16 protein-coding genes and 1 pseudogene are annotated in these 16,893 nt (G+C 71.1%); 16 read left to right on the top strand and 1 reads right to left on the bottom strand.

Annotated features, from left to right (window positions below):
* Nucleotides 1–93: 93 nt before the first annotated feature.
* From rimM to MOV08_RS13405, 14 genes and pseudogenes are all read left to right on the top strand, one after another.
* A complete protein-coding gene (gene rimM / locus MOV08_RS13470; RefSeq protein ID WP_039632397.1) occupies nucleotides 94–639 on the top strand; it encodes a ribosome maturation factor RimM in 546 nt (181 codons plus the stop codon).
* On the top strand, nucleotides 639–1,448 hold the full coding sequence (gene trmD / locus MOV08_RS13465) for a tRNA (guanosine(37)-N1)-methyltransferase TrmD (protein ID WP_275307613.1): 810 nt from the start codon (nucleotides 639–641) through the stop codon (nucleotides 1,446–1,448). The genes rimM and trmD overlap by 1 nt, the downstream gene beginning before the upstream one ends.
* A gap of 134 nt (nucleotides 1,449–1,582) precedes the next feature.
* The gene (rplS, locus tag MOV08_RS13460; RefSeq protein ID WP_039632393.1) at nucleotides 1,583–1,930 is read left to right on the top strand and encodes a 50S ribosomal protein L19; all 348 of its coding nucleotides are present in this window, start codon (nucleotides 1,583–1,585) and stop codon (nucleotides 1,928–1,930) included.
* 96 nt (nucleotides 1,931–2,026) lie between these two features.
* Nucleotides 2,027–2,791 carry a signal peptidase I gene (lepB, locus tag MOV08_RS13455; RefSeq protein ID WP_275307612.1) on the top strand — a complete coding sequence of 255 codons (765 nt, stop codon included), beginning with the start codon at nucleotides 2,027–2,029 and terminating at the stop codon, nucleotides 2,789–2,791.
* Nucleotides 2,784–3,821, top strand: coding sequence for a signal peptidase I (gene lepB / locus MOV08_RS13450; protein ID WP_275307611.1), 1,038 nt, complete (start codon nucleotides 2,784–2,786; stop codon nucleotides 3,819–3,821). Before lepB (MOV08_RS13455) ends, lepB (MOV08_RS13450) begins: the two co-directional genes overlap by 8 nt.
* Nucleotides 3,822–3,951: 130 nt before the next feature.
* Nucleotides 3,952–4,725 (top strand): signal peptidase I, encoded by a 774-nt coding sequence (gene lepB / locus MOV08_RS13445; protein ID WP_039632387.1) that lies wholly within the window; start codon nucleotides 3,952–3,954, stop codon nucleotides 4,723–4,725.
* Nucleotides 4,726–4,779: 54 nt separating this feature from the next.
* Entirely contained in the window at nucleotides 4,780–5,508 is a 729-nt protein-coding gene (lepB, locus tag MOV08_RS13440) for a signal peptidase I (protein ID WP_275307610.1), read from the top strand.
* Nucleotides 5,509–5,713: 205 nt separating this feature from the next.
* Entirely contained in the window at nucleotides 5,714–6,190 is a 477-nt protein-coding gene (locus MOV08_RS13435; protein WP_275311773.1) for an NUDIX hydrolase, read from the top strand.
* 38 nt (nucleotides 6,191–6,228) lie between these two features.
* Nucleotides 6,229–6,537 (top strand): DUF2469 domain-containing protein, encoded by a 309-nt coding sequence (locus MOV08_RS13430; protein WP_003980220.1) that lies wholly within the window; start codon nucleotides 6,229–6,231, stop codon nucleotides 6,535–6,537.
* A gap of 562 nt (nucleotides 6,538–7,099) precedes the next feature.
* Nucleotides 7,100–7,513, top strand: coding sequence for a YraN family protein (locus tag MOV08_RS13425; RefSeq protein WP_275307609.1), 414 nt, complete (start codon nucleotides 7,100–7,102; stop codon nucleotides 7,511–7,513).
* A pseudogene (locus MOV08_RS13420) lies at nucleotides 7,513–9,106 on the top strand (YifB family Mg chelatase-like AAA ATPase); the annotation flags it as partial. The gene MOV08_RS13425 and the pseudogene MOV08_RS13420, both read left to right, overlap by 1 nt.
* 331 nt (nucleotides 9,107–9,437) lie before the next feature.
* Nucleotides 9,438–10,847 carry a DNA-processing protein DprA gene (gene dprA / locus MOV08_RS13415; RefSeq protein WP_275307608.1) on the top strand — a complete coding sequence of 470 codons (1,410 nt, stop codon included), beginning with the start codon at nucleotides 9,438–9,440 and terminating at the stop codon, nucleotides 10,845–10,847.
* A 374-nt stretch (nucleotides 10,848–11,221) separates the two neighbouring features.
* Nucleotides 11,222–12,058, top strand: a complete 837-nt coding sequence (gene whiG / locus MOV08_RS13410) for an RNA polymerase sigma factor WhiG (protein ID WP_039632377.1) — start codon at nucleotides 11,222–11,224, stop codon at nucleotides 12,056–12,058.
* Between the two features lie 414 nt (nucleotides 12,059–12,472).
* Nucleotides 12,473–13,012, top strand: a complete 540-nt coding sequence (locus MOV08_RS13405; RefSeq protein ID WP_275311772.1) for a TetR/AcrR family transcriptional regulator — start codon at nucleotides 12,473–12,475, stop codon at nucleotides 13,010–13,012.
* A 333-nt stretch (nucleotides 13,013–13,345) separates the two neighbouring features.
* On the opposite strand, the gene MOV08_RS13400 is transcribed toward MOV08_RS13405, so the two are convergent.
* Nucleotides 13,346–14,209 carry a murein hydrolase activator EnvC family protein gene (locus MOV08_RS13400; RefSeq protein WP_338057392.1) on the bottom strand — a complete coding sequence of 288 codons (864 nt, stop codon included), beginning with the start codon at nucleotides 14,207–14,209 and terminating at the stop codon, nucleotides 13,346–13,348.
* Nucleotides 14,210–15,080: 871 nt separating this feature from the next.
* Here MOV08_RS13400 and rpsB point away from each other — a divergent pair.
* Both rpsB and tsf read left to right on the top strand, forming a co-directional pair.
* On the top strand, nucleotides 15,081–15,929 hold the full coding sequence (gene rpsB / locus MOV08_RS13395) for a 30S ribosomal protein S2 (RefSeq protein ID WP_039632376.1): 849 nt from the start codon (nucleotides 15,081–15,083) through the stop codon (nucleotides 15,927–15,929).
* Nucleotides 15,930–16,036: 107 nt separating this feature from the next.
* A complete protein-coding gene (gene tsf, locus MOV08_RS13390) occupies nucleotides 16,037–16,873 on the top strand; it encodes a translation elongation factor Ts (protein ID WP_039632374.1) in 837 nt (278 codons plus the stop codon).
* The last annotated feature ends 20 nt before the right edge of the window (nucleotides 16,874–16,893 follow it).

Raw genomic sequence — 16,893 nt, 5'->3', positions numbered from 1 at the left:
GGATCCAGCACCGTCACCATCCATTGAGGAACCCCGACGTTCCTCGGCCACCTCCGCGAAAGCGGCGGCGGCCTAGCCGCAAAGAGGAGCACAGTGCAGCTGGTAGTCGCCCGGATCGGCCGCGCCCACGGCATCAAGGGCGAGGTCACCGTAGAGGTGCGCACCGACGAACCGGAACTCCGGCTCGCCCCGGGCGCCGTCCTCGCCACCGCCCCGTCCGCCGTCGGGCCGCTGACCATCGCCACCGGCCGGGTCCACAGCGGCCGGCTGCTGCTGCGCTTCGAGGGCGTCGCGGACCGCACCGCCGCCGAGGCGCTGCGCAACACCCTGCTGATCGCCGAGGTCGACCCCGAGGAACTCCCCGAGGATCCCGAGGAGTTCTACGACCACCAACTGATCGACCTCGACGTCGTCACCCGCGACGGCACCGCCGTCGGCCGGATCAGCGAGGTCTCCCACCTGCCCTACCAGGACCTGCTGATCGTGGCGCGCCCCGACGGCAGCGAGGTGATGATCCCGTTCGTCAGCGAGATCGTGCCCGAGATCGACCTGGAGGAGCAGCGCGCGGTCATCGACCCGCCGCCGGGACTCCTCGACGAGGCCCAGGCCGAGATCGCCTCCGCCCGCGAGGACAGCTGATGCGGCTCGACGTCGTCACGATCTTCCCGGAGTACCTCGAACCGTTGAACGTCTCGCTGGTCGGCAAGGCCCGCGCCCGCGGACAGCTCGACGTGCGCATCCACGACCTGCGGGAGTGCACCCACGACAAGCACCACACGGTCGACGACACCCCCTACGGCGGCGGCCCGGGCATGGTCATGAAGCCCGAGCCGTGGGGCGAGGCGCTGGACGGCATCCTGGCGTCCGGCGAGGGGGAACCCGTCCTCGTCGTCCCCACCCCCAGCGGTGTCCCGTTCACCCAGCAGCTCGCCGTAGAACTCTCCGCCAAGCCCTGGCTGGTGTTCACCCCGGCCCGCTACGAGGGCATCGACCGCCGCGTCATCGAGGAGTACGGCGACCGCCTGGACGTCCGCGAGGTGTCCATCGGCGACTACGTCCTGGCCGGCGGCGAGGCCCCGGTTCTGGTCATGGTCGAGGCGATCGCCCGGCTGCTGCCCGGCGTCCTCGGCAACGCCGCCTCCCACCAGGACGACTCCTTCGCCCCCGGGGCCATGGCCGACCTCCTGGAAGGCCCCGTCTACACCAAGCCCCCGGAGTGGCGCGACCGCACCATCCCCGAGGTGCTGCTCAGCGGCCACCACGGCAAGATCGCCCGCTGGCGCCGCGACGAGGCGTTCCGCCGCACCGATCGCAACCGCCCCGATCTGATCGAGCGCGCCGACCCCGCCGCCTTCGACAAGAAGGACCGGGAGATCCTCTCGATCCTGGGCTGGGCACCGGGCGAGGACGGCCGATTTGGGCGGACGAGTCAGTCCGTGGAAGAATGAGCCGCTGCTGTCTGCGCCCGGTGTGCGCCCCTGCCACAGGGGGAACGACGTCCGCCCGGCAGCTCGGCAGTACATCAACCTTTCCGAATGATTCCGCTGATGACCTGTGGCATCAGCGAAGAAAGCAGTAGGTCATGCACCTTCTCGACTCCGTCGACTCCGCCGCACTGCGCAGCGACATCCCGGCCTTCCGCCCGGGTGACACCGTCAACGTCCACGTCCGCGTCATCGAGGGCAACCGCTCCCGTGTGCAGCAGTTCAAGGGCGTCGTCATTCGCCGCCAGGGCTCCGGCGTGCGCGAGACCTTCACGGTCCGCAAGGTCAGCTTCTCGGTCGGCGTGGAGCGCACCTTCCCCGTGCACACCCCGATCGTCGAGAAGATCGAGGTCGTCACCCGCGGTGACGTCCGCCGCGCCAAGCTGTACTACCTCCGCGAGCTGCGCGGCAAGGCCGCCAAGATCAAGGAGAAGCGCGAGCGCTGAGCCGCGCCGCACCGGGCAGCGGAAATCCGCCCCGGTGCACCGCGAGGCCACGCTCGCGACCGGCGTCCGGGCCCGGCCGGATAGGCTCTGGGCCCCATGGACACCGACGCACAGCTCACGGAGCGCGACCCCGCTTCGGACCCCGCTCAGGGGCCGGAGCGACGGTCGCGCTTCGCGCGTTTCCGGTCCCGGGCGGCGCAGCTGCGGTACCGGCCGGTCACCCTCCTCGTGCTCTGCCTGGCCTTCCTGTTCCTGCTCAGCACCTTCGTCGCGCAGCCGTTCCTGATCCCCAGCACCTCCATGGAGAACACCCTGCGGGTCGGCGACCGGGTCCTGGTGAACAAGCTGGCGTACCGTTTCGGCGCCGGCCCGCAGCGCGGCGACGTCATCGTCTTCGACGGCACCGGATCTTTCGTTCACAGGGAGCAGGGGGAGAATCCCGTCACGGGACTGCTGCGCAGGGCAGGCGCGGCGCTGGGCCTGGCCCGCTCCGACGACACCGACTACGTCAAGCGCGTCATCGGCGTCGGTGGAGACCATGTGACCTGCTGTGACAAACGGGGGCGGATCGACGTGAACGGTGAGCCGGTGACCGAGGGCTATCTCCATCCCGGGGACACGCCCTCCGCCGTCCCCTTCGACATCGTGGTGCCGGCGGGCCGGCTCTGGGTCATGGGCGACCACCGCTCCCGGTCCAGCGACTCCCGCGACCACCTCGGCCAGCCCGGCGGCGGCACCGTCCCGGTCGACAAGGTGATCGGCCGCGCCGACCTGATCACCTGGCCGGTCGGCCGCTGGAGCACCATCGACACCCCGGGGTCCCTGGCCCGTATACCGGCCCCGGCAGGCCCCCATGGGTAACCGCGGACGCCCCCGCCACGGGCGCGAGGACGCCACCGAGGGCGCGATGCACGGCGGCACCGCAGAGGACGACCACGGGTCCGGCACCCGCCCGGTGACCGGCGGGCGGGCCGAGCGCCGCCGCCAGGCCAAGCGCATCAAGCGCCGCCGACGCCGCTCCTACCTCAAGGAGATCCCGATCCTGATCGGGGTGGCGCTGGCCATCGCGCTGGTCCTGAAGACGTTCCTGGTGCAGGCGTTCGTCATCCCGTCCGGCTCCATGGAGCAGACGATCAAGATCGGCGACCGGGTGCTGGTCGACAAGCTCACCCCGTGGTTCGGCGCCACGCCGCACCGCGGCGACGTCGTGGTCTTCAAGGACCCCGGCGGCTGGCTCAAGGGCGAGCAGAACCAGTCGGCCGGCAACCCCGGCCCGATCAACGGCCTGTTGACCTTCATCGGGCTGCTCCCGTCGGCCAACGAACAGGACCTGATCAAGCGCGCGGTCGCGGTCGGCGGCGACACCGTCCGCTGCTGCGACACCAAGGGCCGGGTGACGGTCAACGGCACCCCGCTCACCGAGCCCTACGTGCACCCGGGAAACCCGCCCTCCCAGCTGAAGTTCACGGTGACCGTCCCCACCGGGCGGATCTTCGTCATGGGCGACCACCGCTCCAACTCGGCGGACTCGCGGTACCACCTGGACGAGCCGTACCACGGCACGGTCTCGGTGGACAACGTCGTGGGCCGGGCCGTGGTCATCGCCTGGCCGTTCGGCCACTGGCGGTTCCTCGAAGAGCCCGACACCTTCGCCACCGTCCACGACGCGCCGGGCGCGAAGGCGGCGGCGGGGGACGCAGCGCATAGGGTGTCCTCCGAGAGTTTGACCGTACTCCCGACCCCTGCGGAACTCCCGCTCGTTATGGGAGTGGTGGGCCTGCACCGGTTGACGGGCAGGCGAGAGCGCGGAGTGAGGAGCAGATGTGGGGGACTTGGCGGTCGGCGCGCGGTCCGGAACCGAAGAGCCCGAAGAGCCGGCAGGTCGCGGTGAGTCCGCGCGGCAGGCGACGAGTTCCGTACATCAGCCACAGGCGCAGTCAGGCGGGTCCGCGTCGGGCCTGCCGCGCACGGATCCATCGAAGCAGTCGGACGCAGCGGCCGACGAGGAGGCGACCGGCAGCGTGACCAAAGGCAAGAAGCCGCGTGCCTTCTGGAAGGAGCTGCCGATCCTCATCGGCATCGCGCTGCTCCTCGCCCTGCTCATCAAGACGTTCCTGGTGCAGGCGTTCTCCATCCCGTCCGACTCCATGCAGGACACCCTCCAGCGTGGCGACCGGGTGCTGGTCGACAAGCTGACGCCGTGGTTCGGCTCCAAGCCGCAGCGCGGCGAGGTCGTCGTCTTCCACGACCCGGGCGGCTGGCTCAACGAGACGCCCACCCCGCAGCCCAACCCCGTCCAGAAGGTCCTCAGCTTCATCGGCCTGATGCCCTCGGCCGAGGAGAAGGACCTGATCAAGCGGGTCATCGCGGTCGGCGGGGACACCGTCGAGTGCCAGGGCGTCGGCCCCGTCAAGGTCAACGGCAAGGCCCTCAAGGAAGACTCCTACGTCTACCCCGGCGCCACCCCGTGCGGCGACCGTCCCTTCGGCCCGATCCACGTCCCCAAGGGCCGGATCTGGGTGATGGGCGACCACCGCGACGACTCCCTCGACTCCCGCTACCACCAGAACCTCCCGGGCAACGGCACGGTCTCCGAGAACGAGGTCGTCGGTCGCGCCTTCACCATCGCCTGGCCCATCAACCGCTGGGCAACCCTTCCGGTACCGGACACCTTCGACCAACCCGGGATCAACAAGGCAATGGGTGCGGCTCCGGCGGCCCTGGGCCTGGTCGGCGCGGTTCCGCTCGTGATCTGGCGTCGCCGGAGGCTGACCGCAGCGCGTAACCCCAGGTAAGGTGCCGTCCCGGATCTTCGACGCGGGCGTGTCCCGCGGGGCGGGAGCGCTGGGATGAGCAGCAGTACGGAACGTACGACGGACGGCCACGGCCGGACCACGGGCAGTGTGCTGTCCGGTCTGGCCGTGGCCGTCGGCTGTGTGCTGTTCCTGGGCGGCTTCGTCTGGGGGGCGCTGATCTACCGCCCGTACACGGTGCCGACGGACTCCATGACGCCCACCATCGCCGCCGGCGCCCGGGTCCTCGCCGAGAAGGTGAACGGCTCCGAGATACGCCGGGGCGACGTCGTCGTCTTCAAGGACGCCTCCTGGGGCGACCTGCCGATGGTCAAGCGGGTCGTCGGCGTCGGCGGCGACACGGTCGCCTGCTGCAGCAAGAAGGGCCTGCTGACGGTCAACGGAACCCCCGTCGAGGAGCCGTACCTGCAGGGCGACGGCCCCGCGTCGCCCACCCTTTTCCAGGCCATCGTCCCCACCGGCCAGCTCTTCCTCCTCGGCGACCACCGCAACGTCTCCCTCGACTCCCGCGTCCACCTCACCGACGGTGACCACGGCTCCGTGCCGCGCAGCGCCGTGGACGCCCGGGTCGACGCCCGCGCCTGGCCGCTCGGCAGTGTCGGCATGCTCCAGCGTCCCGAGAGCTTCGCCGCGCTCCCCGGGGGCACCTCCCAGCCGGGACCGCTCCGCCCCATCGTCCTGGCGGTCGTCGCCGGTGCCGTGCTCATCCTTGGTGGTGCGGCATACGGGCCGATCGCACGGCGGAAGGGACGCGGACGTGGATGAGCGGGAGCGGGAGCAGGACCGGGGGCAGGCGCCGGAACGGGACGGGGCGGCCGGCGGAGCCGCTGGGGAGTCCGGCCTGACCCGCGAGGTGGCTGGGGACTGTCGGACCGTCGAGGCCGATGAGGCCATCGAGTCCGCTGAGCCGCCTGCCGCCGTCGAGGGCACGAGGGCCGCTGAGGTCGGCGGGGCCGATCGGGCCACCGCCGTGCGCCAGGTCTCCCGCGTAGTGCTGCTCGACTCCCAGGACCGCATCCTGCTGCTCCACGGCTTCGAACCGGACCGTCCGACCGAGACCTGGTGGTTCACCCCCGGCGGCGGCCTGGAGGGCACGGAGACCCGCGCGGAGGCGGCCCTCCGCGAACTCGCCGAGGAGACCGGCATCACCGAGGCCGCCCTCGGGCCCCTCCTGTGGAAGCGTCGCTGCGCCTTCCCCTTCGACGGGCGACGCTGGGAGCAGGACGAGTGGTACTACCTGGCGCGGACCGACCGGACCGCCACCGACACCGCCGGCCACACGGACCTGGAACGACGCAGCGTGTCCGGACTGAAGTGGTGGACCTCGGAGGAACTGTCGGTGTCGCATGAGACGGTGTATCCGACCAGACTCGCCGAGCTGCTGCGCACACTGCTCGACGAAGGGCCCCCGAGTGCGCCGGTGCTCCTGGAGACCGAGAGGGTCTGACGCACAATAGGGGGACGCACGGCTGAAGGGGATCTGCCATGAGCGCCGAGGACCTCGAAAAGTACGAGACCGAGATGGAGCTGAAGCTCTACCGGGAGTACCGCGACGTCGTCGGGCTGTTCAAATACGTGATCGAGACCGAGCGTCGCTTCTACCTCACCAACGACTACGAGATGCAGGTGCACTCGGTCCAGGGTGAAGTGTTCTTCGAGGTCTCGATGGCCGACGCCTGGGTCTGGGACATGTACCGACCAGCCCGGTTCGTCAAGCAGGTGCGGGTACTCACGTTCAAGGACGTGAACATCGAAGAGCTGAACAAGAGCGATCTGGATCTTCCGGGGAGCTGAGCCCCTCGGCGGCACGGAGCCGAGCCTCCGGCGCGGGCCCGCTGGTTCGGCCGGCCCGGCGCCGGCCGCTGCAGGCTGCCCGGCCGCCGCCGCGCGTCGCCCTGACGGGTGAGGGAGTTATCCACAACCATGCGGTTATCCACCAAGATCCAATAGATCCGGGTGGAGGCGTCACAGTCGGTGCCGGAGGTGGTACCGCATGAACGCCACACAGGCCGGCCGCCAGGCCGTGGACACCGCACGCACCGCACCGCACACACCGGGGAACGCCGATCCGGCAGCCCACCACCGCGACCGCGGTGGCGGGACGGCGGCCGGGACCGGCGGGACCAGGGCGGGGACGCGCGGATCAGGCGCCGATCCCCACGGGCCAGGGGCCGCGTGCCGCACGTCCGGGACCCCGGGCCCGGGCCCCGGCGCGCGGCATCGCAAGCGGCGAAGGCACCCGGAAGACCGGTCCCCGACGACGGCCCGGGAACGGCCCCCGACAGCCGGGGAGAGGCCCTCGACGGCGACCGGGAAGCAGCCCGCGACGCCACGAACGACGGACACGGCGCAGACGGTGTCCGCACCGCAGACCGCGCGCCCGGCACAGCCCACGCGGCCGGCCCCACCGACCACGTCCCGCAGCGCCCTCGGCCGCTACGGCGAGGATCTGGCCGTCCGGCGGCTCACCGAAGCCGGCATGCGGATCCTCGCCCGCAACTGGCGCTGCCGCCACGGAGAGATCGACATCGTCGCCGTCGATGGTGACGCCCTGGTCATCTGCGAGGTCAAGACCCGCCGCGCCGGCTGGTACGAACACCCCATGGCAGCCGTCCGCCCCGAGAAGGCCACCCGGCTGCGCCTACTGGCCGAACGCTGGCTGGAACGGCACGGCGGCCCACCACCCGGCGGCGTACGCATCGACGTCATCGGCATCCTGCTGCCCGCCCGCGGCGCCCCCGTGGTCGAACACGTACGAGGGGTGGCGTGATGGGATTCGCCCGCACCTGCTCCGTCGCCCTCGTGGGCGTCGAAGGAGTCGTCGTCGAGGTCCAGGCCGACCTGGAGCCCGGCGTGGCCGCCTTCACCCTCGTCGGACTGCCTGACAAGAGCCTGGTCGAATCCCGGGATCGAGTCCGGGCAGCCGTCGTCAATTCCGGCGCCGAATGGCCGCAGAAGAAGCTCACCATCGGCCTCAGCCCCGCATCCGTCCCCAAGAGCGGCAGCGGCTTCGACCTCGCCGTGGCCTGCGCCGTCCTCGGCGCCGCCGAACGCCTCGACCCCCGCGAGCTCACCGACCTGATGATGATCGGCGAACTCGGCCTCGACGGCCGCGTCCGCCCCGTCCGCGGCGTGCTGCCCGCCGTCCTCGCCGCCGCCGACGCCGGATACCGCCAGGTCGTCGTGCCCGAACAGACCGTCGCCGAAGCCTCACTCGTCCCCGGCGTCTCCGTCCTCGGCATCCGCAGCCTGCGGCAACTCATCGCCGTCCTCGCCGACGAACCGGTCCCCGACGAGGAAAACCCCCTCGACGAAGGCCGCCCCGACCCGCTCCTGGCCGGCCTCGTCATGCCCGGCACCGGCGTCACCGCGGGACTGCCGCACGGCGACCACCTCCCCGACCTCTCCGACGTCGCGGGCCAGCACGACGCCCGACGCGCCCTGGAGGTGGCCGCCGCCGGACGCCACCACATCTTTCTGAAAGGCCCACCGGGCGCAGGCAAGACCATGCTCGCCGAACGCCTCCCCGGACTGCTGCCGCCCCTGACCCCCAAGGAATCCCTGGAGGTCACCGCCGTCCACTCGGTCGCCGGCACCCTCCCGCCGGGCCAGCCACTGGTCCACCGCCCGCCCTACTGCGCCCCGCACCACTCCGCGACCATGGCCTCCCTCGTCGGCGGCGGGACCGGCCTGCCCCGCCCAGGGGCCGTCTCGCTCGCCCACCACGGCGTGCTGTTCCTCGACGAGGCCGCCGAATGCAGCCCACGCGTCCTGGACGCACTCCGCCAACCGCTCGAATCCGGCCACATCGTCGTGGCCCGCGCCGGCGGCATGATGCGGATGCCCGCACGCTTCCTGCTCGCCCTCGCGGCCAATCCCTGTCCGTGCGGACGTCACGGCACCACCGCCGGCGGCTGCGAGTGCCGGCCCTCCTCGATCCGCCGCTACCGCGCCCGACTCTCCGGGCCGCTGATGGACCGGGTCGACCTACGGATCTCCGTGGAACCGGTCGCCCGGTCCGAACTCATCGCACTCGGCCGCGCCGCCGAATCCACCGCCGCCGTCGCCGAACGCATCCGCGCCGCCCGCGAGCGCGCCACGGCCCGCTTCGCCGGCACGCCCTGGCAGACCAACAGCGAGGTACCGGGCCACGAACTGCGCACCCGCTGGCCGGTCCACCCCGGCGCCCTCGCCCAAGCCGAACGCGACCTGGAATGCGGCCTCCTGACCGCCCGTGGCCTCGACCGCGTTCTGCGCGTCGCCTGGACCGCCGCCGACCTCGCCGGCCGCGACCGCCCGACGAAGGAGGACGTCAACTGGGCGCTGGAACTCCGCACGGGGGTACGACGCGGCGCGGTGACGACGGGACAGTCGACGACAGGAAGGGCGACGGGGGGAACGGCAGTGGGGACACGAGCGCACGACGGCGCAAGGGCCGGGGCCGGAGGGGGCCCGGGGGCGGCGACACGACCCAGCGACCGAGCGAGAGCCGCCGCACGGGAGAAAGCACGGACCGCACCGGCTCATACCGCTGAGGCGGGAGAGGAACCGGACACCGGGAGCAGGGGCTCGGAAACGGGCACGGCCGGCGCAGGAACGTCACCGGTGACAGCACCGGGGGAGAGGCTGCGAAAGACGCCGGACTCCCGCCCGCGGATCGCCCTCGCCCCCGCCCCGGACGGCCGAGGTGAACGATGAACACCATCGACGAATGGGGCTTCGTCACAGGTGAGGAGGAGCCGAAACCGGTAACCGACCCGCAACCGGTACCCAAGCCTCAGCCAGCGACGGGGACAGGACCGGGAACGGGGGCGGAGACCGGCGGACCCTGCCCCACACGCCGTGCACGCGCAGACGCCGACCGCGCCACGACCACGCCCATCGAGCGCCCGACGGCAAGGCCCACCACACCCCGAAAGCCCCGCGCACACCGCCCGGCACCCACCGCGCACGAATCCTACGAACCACAGCGAGCGGCCCGCGCCGCCCTCACCCGCATCCTCGAACCCGGTGACGAAACCGCCGGCCGCTGGCTGCGCGAGATGGGCCCGGTGGCCCTCTGGCACGCTCTCTCCCAGGATGACGTGCCCCCGCCCCTCGGCGCCAGCCTCACCAAGATCGTGGGCCTCCGGCTGCGCGCCGCGCGAGCCCGCCCCGCAGCCGACCTCGCCGCCGTCGCCGCGCTCGGCGGACGCTTCATCTGCCCCGGCGACGACGAGTGGCCCGGCCAACTGGACGACCTCGGAGACGCCCGCCCCATCGGCCTCTGGGTCCGCGGCACCGCCAACCTGCGGATCTGGGCGCTGCGCTCGGTCGCCGTGGTCGGAGCACGCGCCTGTACCGAATACGGCGCCCACCTCGCCACCAGCCTCGGCGCCGGACTCGCCGACCGCGGCTGGACCATCGTCTCCGGGGCCGCGTACGGGATCGACGGCGCCGCCCACCGCGGCGCGCTCGCCGCGGACGGGGCGACCGTCGCCGTGCTCGCCTCCGGCGTGGACCACCCTTATCCGCGCGGACACACCGAGTTGATCGACCGGATCGCCGAACAGGGCCTGCTCGTGGCCGAGTTGCCGCCCGGCGACCACCCCACCCGGAGCCGCTTCATCCAGCGCAACCGCGTCATCGCCGCCCTCACCCGCGGCACGGTCGTCGTGGAGGCCGAACTCCGCAGCGGCTCACTGGTCACCGCACGGCGCGCCCTGGCCCTCGGACGCTTCACGATGGGCATGCCGGGTCCGGTCACCAGCGGACTGTCCGCCGGGGTGCATCAACTCCTGCGCGGCGAGGCGGCGGTGGTCACCGACGCCGACGAGGTCATCGAGCTCGTCGGCAGCATCGGAGACCTCGCCCCCGAGCGCCGCGGCCCGACCCTCGCGCACGATCTGCTGGACCCGGTCGCCCGCCGCGTGCTCGAAGCGCTGCCCGCCCGCGGCGGTGCCGATACCGAACACGTCGCGCGGGAGTCGGGCACGCCCCGCGACCTCACCCGGGGCAAGCTCTTCGAGCTGCAGTCCTTCGGATTCGTTCAAAGGTGCGGTGAACGCTGGGAGTTGGCCCGTCGCGTCAACTCGACCGAAGGTTCCCGGCGAGGCGGTACTTGACCTGGCGCGAACGGGTGAAAGGGTGAGGGGAATGACCGCAGAATCCAGATTTGCCGTGGTTCGGCGCGTGCGGCCGACCCGTTGGAGCGCGACGGCACGGCACAACGTACGCACGGGTTCCCGCACGCCAGGCCGGCGCGTCCGCCCGCACCGCCCGCCAGGCGGGCGCCCCCGGCGGACGCGCCCCCGGGACTCCTTCCGGGTGCCGCCGTGTCGCGCGAAGTAACCCTGAGGTGCGGGCAGCGGAACGTATCTGCGCACACCCAACCCGCCTTCCTCGCACACCGCGACGCCGCGGTCACGCTACGCTCACGACAGTTCAAGCCTCATACATCCACCCACCCCCGTCTCGGCAGAACGGCTCAAGGCGACGAATGCCCCAGCACACCTCCGGGTCTGACCGCGCGGCAGTACCACCCGCCGCGCGCGGCAGCGTGCGCCCCGCCCCGCCCTCCTCGGTCGACGAGCTGTGGCGCTCCTACAAGGCATCAGGCGACGGACGCCTGCGGGAACAGCTGATCCTGCACTACTCGCCGCTGGTCAAATACGTCGCCGGCCGGGTCAGCGTCGGCCTGCCCCCCAACGTCGAGCAGGCCGACTTCGTCTCCTCCGGAGTCTTCGGACTGATCGACGCCATCGAGAAGTTCGAGCCCGAACGCTCCATCAAGTTCGAGACCTACGCCATCACCCGCATCCGCGGCGCGATGATCGACGAACTGCGTGCCCTGGACTGGATTCCCCGATCGGTGAGACAGAAGGCCCGTGCCGTGGAGCGCGCCTACGCGACCCTCGAAGCGCAGCTGCGCCGCACGCCGACCGAGGCCGAGGTCGCCGGCGAGATGGGCATCCCGCTGGAGGAACTCCACGGCGTCTTCAGTCAACTGTCCCTGGCGAACGTCGTCGCGCTCGAAGAACTGCTTCACGTCAGCGGCGAGGGCGGTGAGCGCCTCAGCCTGATGGACACCCTGGAGGACACCGCCGCCGAGAACCCCGTCGAGATCGCCGAGGACCGCGAACTGAGACGGCTGCTGGCGCGCGCCATCAACACCCTGCCCGACCGTGAGAAGACCGTGGTCACCCTCTACTACTACGAGGGCCTCACCCTCGCTGAGATCGGCAACGTCCTCGGCGTCACCGAGAGCAGGGTCAGTCAGATCCACACCAAGTCCGTCCTCCAGCTCCGCGCCAAGCTGGCGGACGTCGGACGCTGAGGGCCGGGCGCCCGGGACGCGAGCGTCGAGCCGAAGCCGGCGACGGCTGCGAGGGGGCTACGTGCGGGTGCTGTGCGGGGTGGCTTCCGGGCGACCGGGCTAGGGGGACGAACGGACTACCGGACTAGGGGCGACCGGACTACTGCTGGGGCACGGCGATTCTCGGGCCCATCGGACGGATCGGGCCTGGAGTGGTGGGTGGGGCAGCCCATGCGACCAGCGGGGGAGGGGAACGAGGTGCTGCTTGCCGCCCTTTGCATCCTTGATCGCCCCGCGGGTGACAGGCCGATGAGGAGTCGACGGCCGCACTGGCACCGATCTGTGTCGCGATGCGGAGTGCCACGGCGAGGATGCCATCCGTAGAGTGGTGACGTGCCCAGGATTCGAGCGGCCTCGGTGGCCGAGCACCGGACGATGCAGCGCGGCGCCCTCTTGGACGCCGCCCGCACCTTGTTGTCCGAGGGCGGAACGGAGGCGCTGACCTTCCCTGCCCTCGCCGAGCGCACGGGACTCGCGCGCTCCTCCGTATACGAGTACTTCCGCTCCCGAGCGGCTGTCGTCGAAGAACTGTGTGCAGTCGACTTCCCCGTATGGGCCGCGGAAGTCCAGGCGGCGATGGAGGGCGCCGAGACGCCTGAGGCGAAGGTCGAGGCGTATGTGCGCCGGCAACTGGCACTGGTCGGTGACCGACGGCACCGCGCCGTCGTCGCCATCTCCGCCGGAGAACTGGACGCCGGGGCGCGGGAGAAGATCCGCGCCGCGCACGGCGGACTGATCGCCATGATCGTCGAGGCGCTGGCCGCCCTCGGCCACGCCCAACCCCGCCTCGCCGCCATGCTGCTTCAGGGCGTCGTCGACGCCGCGGTCCGTCGTATCGAACTCGGAGCCGCCGAGAACCCGGAAGAGATCACCGAGGCAGCGGTGGCCATGGTCCTCAACGGGGTGCGCGGCTGAAGAGGGGACGCAGCTGAAGCCTGGCGCGGACTTGAGGGGCGGCCTGGGGGGCTGGGCCGGGTGCGTGTCGGTCCTAGGGGTGGCTTGTGGTGCGGGTGTTTCTCCGGGGGCGGGCGGCCTCTCTGCCCCAGGGGCCCCGCCCCCCCCGCCCCCTCCCCACCCACCCCGCTCCTCCTCCACCACCCCTGTCAGCCGGCAGCCAGCAACCAGTAGCTCGAAATGGTCTGCTAACGCGTATCGCGCACCGCATGGCGGGGCCCGTAGGGCACGGTAAACCGGGCCCTACGTTCGTACCGTTCGCATAGGCATCGCCCCGCTCTTCACCACCCTTCTTTACGCGCCGCTCTTCACCGCCGCCCTCGCGCCGCATCGCCTCCGCCGCCTTTGCCTGATCGCAGCCCAACGGCTGGGGCTGCGAAGTCGGGCTCGCCGGCTCCCCTCTGGTGGGCGACGGAGCCGCCCCAAGGCCCACAGCGCAGCGCCCGCGAGCGTGATCGCTCCGAGTAGGGCCGCGCCCGTGGTTCCTGCCGACACGTTCGTCGTTTCGTGGGCCGTTGGCGCAGGACGCTCACGATGCGGACGGGATGGTCCGACTGTCGGGACGCCTCTCGGTAAGGGGATACCGAAGATGGGGAGCAGTCGTGAGGGTCCGTTGCGGAACGCGGTTGGAGGCATGAGCGAGAGAGGGTCCAGGTAGGCCGTACCGCGGCGCAGGCCCCAGTGGAGGCAGGGAGCACGGCAGTGGTAGGGGCCGTCCTCCAGCATGCCGACCGGCTGGCCTGCGGCGACGCGTTGGCCTTTGCTGGCGGTGGCGCGGACCGGTTCGTACGTGGTGTGCAGGGGAGGGTGACCCGAGCCGGACACCTCGATGGTGAGGACACCGCGGCCGGCGACCGTGTCGACGAATGCGATCTGTCCGGGCGTGGCGGCCCTGACGACTGCGCCGTCGGATGCGGCCAGGTCTACGCCTCTGTGCCCCGCCGCCCATGGGGTTGGGGGAGGTTCCCAGCTGCGTAGCACCGCGGGTCGTGTGCCGGCAGGACCGTCGACGGGCCAGGAACGCTCTGGCGTCGGAGCCGTTGGTCCGGGGCCCAGCGCCGCTTCGGCATACGGCGCCGCAGCCTCGGCCACCCCCGTTGTCACTTCGATCGTGCCCGCCCCCACCGCGGGTACGACCACGACATGCAGGGCGCACATGGCGAGGGCAGGAAGCCAGCGCCGTCCGGCGGCGGCGCTGCCGTCACGAGCCACGGACGGTGCCCGTTTCGCCGTCGCCTGATCCGACGCCGACGCCGACGCCGACGCCGACGCCGACGCCGACGCCGACGCCGACGCCGACGCCGACGCTGGTCCTGGCCCTGGTCCTCTTCCCGTTCCTGTTTCGAATCCCGTTTCCGATCCTGGTGCCATCTCCTGCTCCTGCTCAGGCCCCCGTCCGGCGGCCGTCGGCCCAGGAGACGGGACTTCCGCAGGCGGGTCCGGTGATGGTGCCGACGCTCGGCCCGTGGGCGGTGGGCCCTGGCGGTCCCGTGGGTGCGGGTGCGGGTGCGAGGGCGGTTGACGGGGATGGGGCACGTGGGGCTGGCGGGGGCGTTGGTCAGGGGGTGGCTTCTGGCGGGTGTGCTGGTCGGGCTTGTGGGCGGAGCGTCGTGGGCGGAGCACGATCTGTCGTCGGGAGGGTGGGCGTGTGGTGAGGGGGCGCCGCCTTGCGGGGCCGGTGAGTCGTCGCATGTGTTGACCATGGCGGATGCGGGACCGGCGCGCGGATCTTGGTCAAAAGCTGTGGACGACGGGCCGATTGTGGATAACGGCGTCACCCCTGCAGGGCGCGAAATGGTGCGTGTCGCCCGGTGCATCGCCCGTCCCGTACACTTCTGATGGCGATCCGGGTCACCGGGTCGACTTCGCACGCCCCGCCACCAGTGCAGCAGTCCCATTCGGGCAGCACGTCGGCCGCGCTCTCGGTCCTCGGAAGGTTCCACCCGGTTCCTCCCTGGCAGGCGCGTCGGGGCGTCAGGCACTGCGACCGACCGGTCGTGGTGGAACCGAGAAAACAAGGAGTACGGCCATGGCCGTCGTCACGATGCGGGAGCTGCTGGAGAGCGGCGTCCACTTCGGGCACCAGACCCGCCGCTGGAACCCGAAGATGAAGCGCTTCATCTTCACCGAGCGCAACGGCATCTACATCATCGACCTGCTCCAGTCGCTGTCGTACATCGACCGCGCCTACGAGTTCGTCAAGGAGACCGTCGCCCACGGCGGCTCGGTGATGTTCGTCGGTACGAAGAAGCAGGCCCAGGAGGCCATTGCCGAGCAGGCGACCCGCGTGGGCATGCCCTACGTGAACCAGCGCTGGCTCGGCGGCATGCTGACCAACTTCTCGACCGTCTACAAGCGTCTGCAGCGCCTCAAGGAGCTCGAGCAGATCGACTTCGAGGACGTGGCCGCCTCCGGCCTCACCAAGAAGGAGCTCCTGGTCCTCTCCCGCGAGAAGGCCAAGCTGGAGAAGACCCTCGGTGGTATCCGCGAGATGCAGAAGGTGCCCAGCGCCGTCTGGATCGTGGACACCAAGAAGGAGCACATCGCCGTCGGCGAGGCGCGCAAGCTCAACATCCCGGTTGTCGCGATCCTCGACACCAACTGCGACCCGGACGAGGTCGACTACAAGATCCCGGGTAACGACGACGCGATCCGCTCCGTCACCCTGCTCACCCGCGTGATCGCCGACGCCGTCGCCGAGGGCCTGATCGCCCGCTCCGGCGCCGCCACCGGCGACCAGAAGCCGGGCGAGAAGGCCGGCGAGCCGCTCGCCGAGTGGGAGCGCGACCTGCTCGAGGGCGACAAGAAGTCCGACGACGAGGCCCCCAAGGCCGAGGCCCCGGCCGCCGAGGCCGAGAAGCCGGCCGAGCAGGGCTGACCTCAAGACCGGTTGATGACGGCGGGGGAGGGCGCCACAAGCGCCTCCCCCGCCGTCCACCCGTAGATCTTTCGACTTCCGCGATTCCGAGAAGAGATTCACAGACCATGGCGAACTACACCGCCGCTGACGTCAAGAAGCTCCGCGAGCTCACCGGCGCCGGCATGATGGACTGCAAGAAGGCCCTGGAAGAGGCCGAGGGCAACGTCGACAAGGCCGTCGAGGTCCTGCGCGTCAAGGGTCAGAAGGGCGTCGCCAAGCGCGAGGGCCGCTCCGCCGAGAACGGCGCTGTGGTCTCCCTGATCGCCGACGACAACACCTCCGGCATCATCCTCGAGCTGAAGTGCGAGACGGACTTCGTCGCCAAGGGCGAGAAGTTCCAGTCCGTCGCCAACGCCCTGGCCGCGCACGTCGCCAAGACCAACCCGGCCGACATCGAGGCTCTGCTCGCCTCCGAGATCGAGGCCGGCAAGACCGTCCAGGCGTTCGTCGACGAGGCCAACGCCAACCTCGGCGAGAAGATCGTCCTGGACCGCTTCGCGCAGTTCACCGGCGGTTACGTGGCGGTGTACATGCACCGCACCATGCCCGACCTGCCGCCGCAGATCGGTGTCCTTGTCGAGCTCGACAAGGAGAACGCCGAGGTCGCCAAGGGCATTGCGCAGCACATCGCCGCCTTCGCCCCGAAGTACCTCTCCAAGGAGGACGTCCCGGCCGAGGTCGTCGAGGCCGAGCGTCGCGTCGCCGAGGAGACCACCCGCGCCGAGGGCAAGCCCGAGGCCGCCCTGCCGAAGATCGTCGAGGGTCGCCTCAACGGCTTCTTCAAGGACGCGACGCTGCTCGGTCAGCCGTACGCGCTCGACAACAAGAAGTCCGTCGAGAAGGTCCTCCAGGAGGCCGGTGTCACCCTGAAGCGCTTCTCGCGCATCAAGGTCGGCATCTGAGCCTGCCGCGACGGCAGCGA

Source organism: Streptomyces yunnanensis (genome assembly GCF_029011865.1).
In the GTDB taxonomy this organism is placed as follows: domain Bacteria; phylum Actinomycetota; class Actinomycetes; order Streptomycetales; family Streptomycetaceae; genus Streptomyces; species Streptomyces yunnanensis.
Note: the sequence above shows the minus strand (reverse complement) of the source record. Positions and strands in the feature narration are given on the sequence as shown.

What these genes read in the sequence shown, in the direction of transcription:
- rpsB (WP_039632376.1), top strand. Translation starts at nt 15,081, where the DNA reads ATGGCCGTCGTCACGATGCGGGAGCTGCTGGAGAGCGGCGTCCACTTC.
- dprA (WP_275307608.1), top strand. Translation starts at nt 9,438, where the DNA reads ATGAACACCATCGACGAATGGGGCTTCGTCACAGGTGAGGAGGAGCCG.
- MOV08_RS13405 (WP_275311772.1), top strand. Translation starts at nt 12,473, where the DNA reads ATGCAGCGCGGCGCCCTCTTGGACGCCGCCCGCACCTTGTTGTCCGAG.
- tsf (WP_039632374.1), top strand. Translation starts at nt 16,037, where the DNA reads ATGGCGAACTACACCGCCGCTGACGTCAAGAAGCTCCGCGAGCTCACC.
- MOV08_RS13400 (WP_338057392.1), bottom strand. Translation starts at nt 14,209, where the DNA reads ATGTGCGCCCTGCATGTCGTGGTCGTACCCGCGGTGGGGGCGGGCACG.
- whiG (WP_039632377.1), top strand. Translation starts at nt 11,222, where the DNA reads ATGCCCCAGCACACCTCCGGGTCTGACCGCGCGGCAGTACCACCCGCC.
- lepB (WP_275307612.1), top strand. Translation starts at nt 2,027, where the DNA reads ATGGACACCGACGCACAGCTCACGGAGCGCGACCCCGCTTCGGACCCC.
- lepB (WP_275307611.1), top strand. Translation starts at nt 2,784, where the DNA reads ATGGGTAACCGCGGACGCCCCCGCCACGGGCGCGAGGACGCCACCGAG.
- trmD (WP_275307613.1), top strand. Translation starts at nt 639, where the DNA reads ATGCGGCTCGACGTCGTCACGATCTTCCCGGAGTACCTCGAACCGTTG.
- lepB (WP_275307610.1), top strand. Translation starts at nt 4,780, where the DNA reads ATGAGCAGCAGTACGGAACGTACGACGGACGGCCACGGCCGGACCACG.
- MOV08_RS13430 (WP_003980220.1), top strand. Translation starts at nt 6,229, where the DNA reads ATGAGCGCCGAGGACCTCGAAAAGTACGAGACCGAGATGGAGCTGAAG.
- rplS (WP_039632393.1), top strand. Translation starts at nt 1,583, where the DNA reads ATGCACCTTCTCGACTCCGTCGACTCCGCCGCACTGCGCAGCGACATC.